This is a genomic window from Thermogemmatispora sp., assembly GCF_019683635.1.
GTDB lineage: Bacteria > Chloroflexota > Ktedonobacteria > Ktedonobacterales > Ktedonobacteraceae > Thermogemmatispora.
On the sequence record NZ_JADGIA010000243.1, the window covers coordinates 1 to 6890 of the forward strand.

Below are 6890 nucleotides of genomic sequence, written 5' to 3' on the forward strand. Positions count from 1 at the left end.
GGTCGACTACGAAGTCGAGCGGCGCACCTTCCACATCGACGTCCCCGAGTATTTCAACTTCGCCGTCGACATCATCGGCAAATGGGCGCAGGACCCCCAAAAAATCGCCGTCCACTGGCTCGGTCAGCACGGAGAAGAGCGGCAGATCACCTTTGCCGAATTCGCCGAGCGTTCCAGTCGGGCCGCCAACGCCTTTGCAGCCCTTGGCCTCAAGAAAGGCGATCGCGTGCTGGTCATGCTGCCGCGCCTTCCCGAATGGTGGGAAAGCGTACTGGGTCTGATGAAGCTCGGCGTCATCCTAATCCCCTGTACCACGCTGCTCACCAGCAAAGACCTCCAATATCGCGCCGAAGTAGCCGAGGCCCAGGGTCTGATCACCGACCGCGAAGGAGCAGAGAAATTTGATCAGGTGCGAGGGCAGTGTCCTACCGTCAAGCAGGCCATCCTGGTCGATGGCGAGGCCCGTCCAGGCTGGATCAGCTATCACGAGATCGTGGCGGCGGCCTCCCCCGACTTCAACGGTCCCAAGACGCGCAGCGATGACCCCTGTCTGGTCTACTTCACCTCGGGCACCGTTGGCTACCCCAAGATGGTCCTCCACACCCAGACCAGCTACCCGCTTGGCCATACCATCACCGGCAAATACTGGCTCGACCTCCACGAGGACGACCTGCTCTGGAACCTCAGTGAAACCGGCTGGGCCAAGTGGGCCTGGAGCAACTTCTTTGGTCCCTGGGTCATGGGCACCGCGGTCTTCGTCCAGGACGCCCGCGGCAAATTCAATCCCCTGGAGACCCTGGAGCTGCTCCATCGCTACCCGATCACCGTCCTCTGCGCCCCACCGACCGCCTACCGCATGCTTGTCCTGGAGGAACCGCTCACCTATCTCAAGACGCACCCGCCCCGCGCCCTGCGCCACTGCGTTGGCGCTGGCGAGCCATTGAACCCGGAAGTCATTCGTCAATGGCAAGAAGCAACCGGCATGACCATCCGCGACGGCTACGGACAGACCGAGACCGTGCTGCTCTGTGGCAATTTTCCGCCGCTGGAGGTCAAGCCTGGCTCGATGGGCAAGCCCTCGCCGGGCTTCGACGTAGCCGTCATCGATCACGAAGGCAACGAGCTGCCTCCTGGTGCTGAGGGCGATATCGCCGTACGCATCAAGCCTGAGCGTCCGCGCTGGCTCTTCCAAGAGTACTGGCGCAATCCCGAAGCGACTGCGGCCTGCATCCGCGGCGACTGGTACATCACCGGCGACCGCGCCTATCGCGATGAAGACGGCTATCTGTGGTTTGTTGGCAGAGCCGACGATGTCATCATCAGTGCCGGCTATCGCATTGGGCCGTTCGAGGTTGAAAGCGCCCTCAAGGAGCATCCCGCCGTCGCCGAGTCAGCTGTAGTCGGTAGTCCCGACGAAGTTCGCGGCCAGATCGTCAAAGCCTTTGTCGTGCTTGCCCCGGGTTACAGCCCGTCACCCGAGCTGGCCAGCGAGCTACAGGAGCATGTCCGTCGCGTCACCGCACCCTACAAGTATCCGCGTGAGATCGAATTTGTCGAGACGCTTCCTAAGACCATTTCGGGCAAGATCCGCCGCGTCGAGCTACGCGAGCTAGAGCGCCGTCGCAAGCTCGGCCACAGTGGCCAGTCAGGAGCGTAACCGGCGGCTCATCTCAGCCCGCGCTGTCCAGCGAGGACGGGCGAAAAAGCCGCGAGAGAGGAGAACTGCAGGCAGCACAAGAGGGGTCGGGCGCGGTTCATCAGAGCTGTTGGCCCGACCCCTCCTGTATGCTGGCCTCAGCCAGCGCCATCAGACCATGAGACAGGGAAGGGGGAAGCTAGAGCGTACCGGACTTAAAGTGACGGTTGACCAGCCGGGTGATTAGCGCCGGATGCTTCTGCAGGTACTGCTTGATTGCGCTGGCCTGCTGCTGGGTGATGGTACCGGCCTGGGCCGCGCGGTCCACCTCATGCTCGATGGCATTGAGGACAATCGTGTGGAGCTGGCTGGCCGAAATGTGCTGGGCCTCGGCAATCTGCTTGAGCGTCTTGCCGGCCTGCAGCTGGGCTTTGAGCTGATCAACGCTCAGATGCAAACCCTGAGCGATCTGGTTCGCCAGATCGGGCAGGTAGGGCTTCAGCTGCTGGCGGATGGCGGCGCGCTTGGCCCCATTGAGCAGGGCGCTGCAGCCCGGATGAGCCGCCAGACGCTGCTTGATCGCGGAGGCCTCGCTCTGTGTCAGCTTGCCATCCTTGACCATTTGATCGAGGACATCGCTGAGGGCCGCATTGCTATCCTGGCGCAGCGTCGCGACTGAGACATGCAGACGGTTCGCCAGATCCTGCAGCCACTGCTGACAATAAGCCCCGCTCTTGCTGGCTGCTCCCGGCGTTGCTGTCGCCTGCGGGCTGCCGCTCTGGCCGGTAGCGCTGGCCAGCAGCGGCCTGGCGAAGAGGGCGCCGAAAACGATGCATAGCAGCAAGAGCAGCGCCCCACCACCGATCAAGAACGCCTTTTTCATATGCTTCATAGCGACATCGCTCCTTTTTCTGCTCACTCTTTCAAGAGTAGATTCTTTAGCATAGCTCTCTTGAGAAGAAACAAGACGGTTATACTTCATGCATACAGCGCATGAGGAGGGAGCGAGCACCATCCGCTTGCTCTGGCGTTCGCTCTCCCTGGCGTTAAGTATCATAGCGCTCAGAAATAAAGAAGTCCTCAATGAGAAGCTCAAGATTTGCTCAAGATTGGCGGATGGGAAGAGAGCGGCCAGCCCCAGGGCCGGCTGGAAGGAAGAGCGTGTGATAGTATTATCTAACGGACAGGAGGTCGCGCGCTCCGGCGCGTCACCGACCCGGGCGCTCCCGACCCGACCCTTTCCCGTGGGTGGGACAAACCAGGCGGGAGCGAGATGACCCAGCCGAGAGCGTGCAGCAGCTAGCAATGGCACAGAAAATCCTCATCATTGAAGACGAAGAGGGTATCATTCACCTGCTCAACCTGTACCTCAAAGATGCAGGGTATAGCGTCATCGCGGCGCACGATGCAGCGGATGGGCTGGCTCTCCATGCCCGCGAGAAGCCCGACCTGGTCATCCTTGACATCATGCTGCCGGGACTGGACGGCTTCGAGGTCTGCCGTCGTATACGGTCCTGGTCTTCCACGCCCATTCTCATCTTAACAGCGCGTGGAGACGAAGACGATCGCATTCGCGGCCTTGACCTCGGAGCCGATGATTACCTGGTCAAGCCGTTCAGTCCGCGTGAACTGGTCAGTCGTGTCCGGGCCATTCTGCGCCGCACCAGCGGAAGCGGTGGTGAGGGCAATAGTGGTCAGGAGAAGCGGGAGAGCGAAGTGCTGCGTTTCCCCGGTCTGGTTATCGACCTGCCCGCGCGGCGCGTTGAAGTTGACGGGCGCGAAGTGGCCCTCACACCAACGGAGTTCGACTTGCTCGCCCTGTTGGCGCGCTCGCCCGACCGCGTCTTTACGCGCGAGATGCTCATGAACAAAGTCTGGGGCTACGACTATCTGGGAGATGGTCACATCATCGACGTTCACATCAGCGCCCTCCGCAAGAAGATCGAAACCAATGGCGAGCGGCGCTATATCAAGACCGTCTGGCGCGTTGGCTACAAATTCGACGCCGCTGGGGCCCTCAAAGGAACACGCTAGGCGCCCGTGCCGCTAATCCGCTGATGGCAGGCCGCAGTAAGCGACAAAGGAGTCGCTGGCAGTCGAGTCAGGTCATGAGAGGTAGGTAATCCGCGTAAGCAAGAGGAAGGGAGCGAGAACGATGCGTACGCACTGGTGGCACAGCATTCGCTGGAGGCTGGCGCTCGGCTCCATGCTCGTTGCTCTTCTGGCGACCGCCCTGCTGGCTCTCATTATTGTGTTATCCGTGGCGTACTTCTATGGCCTGGACCAGCGCCAGCAACTGACGGACCTGGCCAGTGGTAGTGCCCGGCGCATCGGCAGCGACATGCTGGCCCATCAGCGCACCCTGGCCGGAGCCTCCAGCGATGTCCTGGCCCCCATCGTCCGCGGCTCTCAGGGACAGGACTCCCTGGTCATTGTTTATGCCTATCTCCCGCGAGCAGCCACCCATCTGCAGCCAGTCTATCCGGCCCTGATCCGCGGGCGGCCAACCCTCGCCACTGTGCTGCTGGCCTCGACCGACCCTGACCTCAAGATCAACTATGCCCGCGTGCGGGCGGCCCTCACCCAGGGCACGCATGGGCAGCAGACCATTGCCGACATAGGCGATGGTGGTCCTCCAGGCTCTGCACGCCCCTTCGTCGTCACACCCATCTTCTACGGCGGCGACTCTCAAAGCGGCCCGGTGGTCGGCGTCCTCTTTGTCACCTCGCGCTATGCCCTGGAGGGCACCATGCCCCCGCTCGTCGCCACCCTGAGCCGCTCCGTCCTTATTGCCTCGATCGCCGTCGCCCTCATTGCGGCCCTGGCCGCGATCCTCTTCTCGCGCACAATCACCCGCCCGCTGGCCAAACTAACGCGCGCCACGCGGCAACTGGCGAGCGGCCACTATGATGTGCGCGTCGAGACCGGTGCCAGGGGCGAACTGGGCGAGCTGGCTCACAACTTCAACGAGATGGCCGCCCAACTGCAGCGCGATGTTGAGGAACTGCGCAAGCAAGAGCTGTGGCGGCGCGAACTCATCATGAACATTACCCATGACCTGGCCACCCCCTTGACCGCCATTGCCGGCCTCGGCGAGTCGCTCATCGATGGCGTCAACCGCAGTCGCGAAGACTACGAGGCCACTGGACGCATTATTGTGCGCGAAACCCTGCGCCTGCGCCGCCTTGTCAGAGACCTGCACATGATGGCCAAGATGGAGGCTGGCGCCCTGCAGCTGCAGCGCAAGCCAGTGCGCCTGGCCGTCCTGGTTGATGAAGTACTGGCCGTCCTGGCTCCCGAATTTGAACGCGCCAACGTCGAACCGTGCAACACCATCGACTACAACCTCCCTCCAGTACAGGCAGACCCCGATATGCTCACGCGCGTCTTCTCCAACCTCTGTGACAATGCCCTGCGCCACACACCAGCCGGCGGTATGGTCGTCATCGACGCTGTACAACAAGAGCGCTGCCTTATCGTGGCGGTCACCGATACCGGCAGTGGCATTCCCCCCCAGGCCCTGCCGCGTATCTTTGACCGCTTCTATCGCGCCGATGAGGCGCGTCGCGGCGACACTGGAGGCAGCGGCCTGGGCCTGGCCATTGTGCGCGCCATCGTCGAAGCCCACGGCGGCAAGATCTGGGCTGAGAACGTACCAGGAGCCGGCGCCCGTATCCTCTTCACCTTGCCTTTGCTATAATAACCGCAATGGCCTGACGCCGATGCCTGAAAGCGCCTGGTCGCCAATTCTGTCATGTTGACACGTATAGAAAGCACAAACTCTCACACAATATTTCTGCTGAAAGATGAGAGCAGGATCGATCATGAGCACTGAGCGAGACAGCGCACCAGACCATGCCCTAGAGGGCGACGAGCGCAGTAGGCTCCAGGACAGACAAGAGACCGAAGGGAGTGGCAGCCTCACGCTGAGCGATCTTCCCCTGGCGCGCATTGCCCACGAACTGCGAGCTCCCTTGAACCGTATCAGCGGCTTTCTCGATCTGCTCCTCGCTGAGGAGGAGGCCGCCGGGGCCGTGATCCCCGCCAGTTCCGAGCTATCCCCGCAGTTCCGCGACTACCTGCAGCGCGCGCGAGTCAGTAGTGAGCAGCTCTATCTGTTGCTGGAGAACCTCCTCTGTTTGCTGAGGGCGGCGAGCGGCCAGTTGCGGCTGAGCAGCGGTGTCATTGCTGTGGAAGAGCTGATAGAGAGCGCTGTGGAAGAGCTGGAATACACAGCGCGGTTGCGCCAGCTGCGGATCGAGAAGCGCTTTGCCCGGGAGCTACTGGCGCACCGCCGGAGAATACGGACCGACAGCCAGCGCGCGCGCCAGATTCTGCGCAACGTTCTGGCCAATGCCTGCACCTATACCCCCGTCGGAGGGCAGATTACCATAGAGGCGGCAGCCGTCTCGCTGCCCTCTGGTCTGCCGGGCCTGGCCCTCAGCATTGGCGATAGTGGCGTGGGCATCCGGCCCGAAGTTTTGCCACACATCTTCGAGCCATTTTATCGAGCGGAGCCGCCGGCTGGCAGCGACCAACTCCTGGAGAGCAGCGGCAGCGGGCTGGGGCTGGGACTAAGCGTCTCACACCTCCTGGTCGAACAACTCGGCGGGACGATCACGGTGCAATCTGCACCTGGGGTCGGCACCACCGTCAGCATCACCTTGCCCACGCTGACATGAAAAAGTACAGTCATGCAGCCCTTGACTCAGGTTGGTAAAGCGTGCTATCCTGATTCTAACCTGTATCAGGCTCCTCTCCTCCGCCCCGGGGTCAGATCGGAGCTGAAACAGCGCGCTGGAGACAGTTCAACGGAGAGAAAAAGCAGGGGGAGGAACGCCAGTGCAGGTTAGCTCGGTTTGTCTAGTGTGCTTGCTTGTCTGTGAAACAGAGAAGGAGTTTAGCTTTGGGAATGCTACGGGTAATGTCCCGTCGCGGCGATGATCGGATCTCCTGGGATCTGCGGAAGGTTGAAGCCAGCGATCCCGAAGCTCTGGCCGCTGTGCGCGAGGCCGAACGTATCTTTCGCGAGGAGCGTATGCGTGGTGCCACGGCCTTTAAGGTCGAGCCAGGCAAGCCAGCGCAGCGCATCGATGAGTTTGATCGAACAGCCGAGCAGATCGTGATGGTGCCGCGCGTCGTAGGAGGCTGACCGGCGCAACCGGCGAGGAGCGTAAGCAGCTATGTTAGAAACTCTGACGCTCTTCCTGGGTATCTGGCTGCTCTTTTTGCTGCTGGCCATCTATTATCTCTC

The 6890-nt window shown here is 61.7% G+C and carries 6 protein-coding genes; 5 read left to right on the forward strand and 1 reads right to left on the reverse strand.

Going from position 1 to position 6890, the window contains the following annotated elements; all coding sequences use genetic code 11:
- Positions 1 to 1657, forward strand: a 1657-nt coding sequence (locus IRZ31_RS19010; protein ID WP_297156584.1) for an AMP-binding protein, incomplete at its 5' end; no start/stop codon positions are given.
- Positions 1658 to 1835: 178 nt separating this feature from the next.
- Here IRZ31_RS19010 and IRZ31_RS19015 read toward each other — a convergent pair.
- Positions 1836 to 2528 (reverse strand): hypothetical protein, encoded by a 693-nt coding sequence (locus IRZ31_RS19015; RefSeq protein WP_297156586.1) that lies wholly within the window; start codon positions 2526 to 2528, stop codon positions 1836 to 1838.
- Between the two features lie 413 nt (positions 2529 to 2941).
- Here IRZ31_RS19015 and IRZ31_RS19020 point away from each other — a divergent pair, with 413 nt between their 5' ends.
- The 4 genes from IRZ31_RS19020 (at position 2942) to IRZ31_RS19035 (ending at position 6788) form a co-directional block, all read left to right on the forward strand.
- Positions 2942 to 3670 carry a response regulator transcription factor gene (locus IRZ31_RS19020; RefSeq protein WP_297156589.1) on the forward strand — a complete coding sequence of 243 codons (729 nt, stop codon included), beginning with the start codon at positions 2942 to 2944 and terminating at the stop codon, positions 3668 to 3670.
- A 121-nt stretch (positions 3671 to 3791) separates the two neighbouring features.
- Positions 3792 to 5336 carry a HAMP domain-containing sensor histidine kinase gene (locus IRZ31_RS19025; RefSeq protein ID WP_297156591.1) on the forward strand — a complete coding sequence of 515 codons (1545 nt, stop codon included), beginning with the start codon at positions 3792 to 3794 and terminating at the stop codon, positions 5334 to 5336.
- A 124-nt stretch (positions 5337 to 5460) separates the two neighbouring features.
- On the forward strand, positions 5461 to 6318 hold the full coding sequence (locus IRZ31_RS19030; protein ID WP_297156594.1) for a HAMP domain-containing sensor histidine kinase: 858 nt from the start codon (positions 5461 to 5463) through the stop codon (positions 6316 to 6318).
- A gap of 230 nt (positions 6319 to 6548) precedes the next feature.
- Positions 6549 to 6788, forward strand: coding sequence for a hypothetical protein (locus IRZ31_RS19035; protein ID WP_223258364.1), 240 nt, complete (start codon positions 6549 to 6551; stop codon positions 6786 to 6788).
- The last annotated feature ends 102 nt before the right edge of the window (positions 6789 to 6890 follow it).

Bases quoted from the DNA above. Each gene is read 5' to 3' on its own strand.
- IRZ31_RS19035 (WP_223258364.1), top strand. From the start codon at position 6,549: ATGCTACGGGTAATGTCCCGTCGCGGCGATGATCGGATCTCCTGGGAT.
- IRZ31_RS19030 (WP_297156594.1), top strand. From the start codon at position 5,461: ATGAGCACTGAGCGAGACAGCGCACCAGACCATGCCCTAGAGGGCGAC.
- IRZ31_RS19015 (WP_297156586.1), bottom strand. From the start codon at position 2,528: ATGAAGCATATGAAAAAGGCGTTCTTGATCGGTGGTGGGGCGCTGCTC.
- IRZ31_RS19020 (WP_297156589.1), top strand. From the start codon at position 2,942: ATGGCACAGAAAATCCTCATCATTGAAGACGAAGAGGGTATCATTCAC.
- IRZ31_RS19025 (WP_297156591.1), top strand. From the start codon at position 3,792: ATGCGTACGCACTGGTGGCACAGCATTCGCTGGAGGCTGGCGCTCGGC.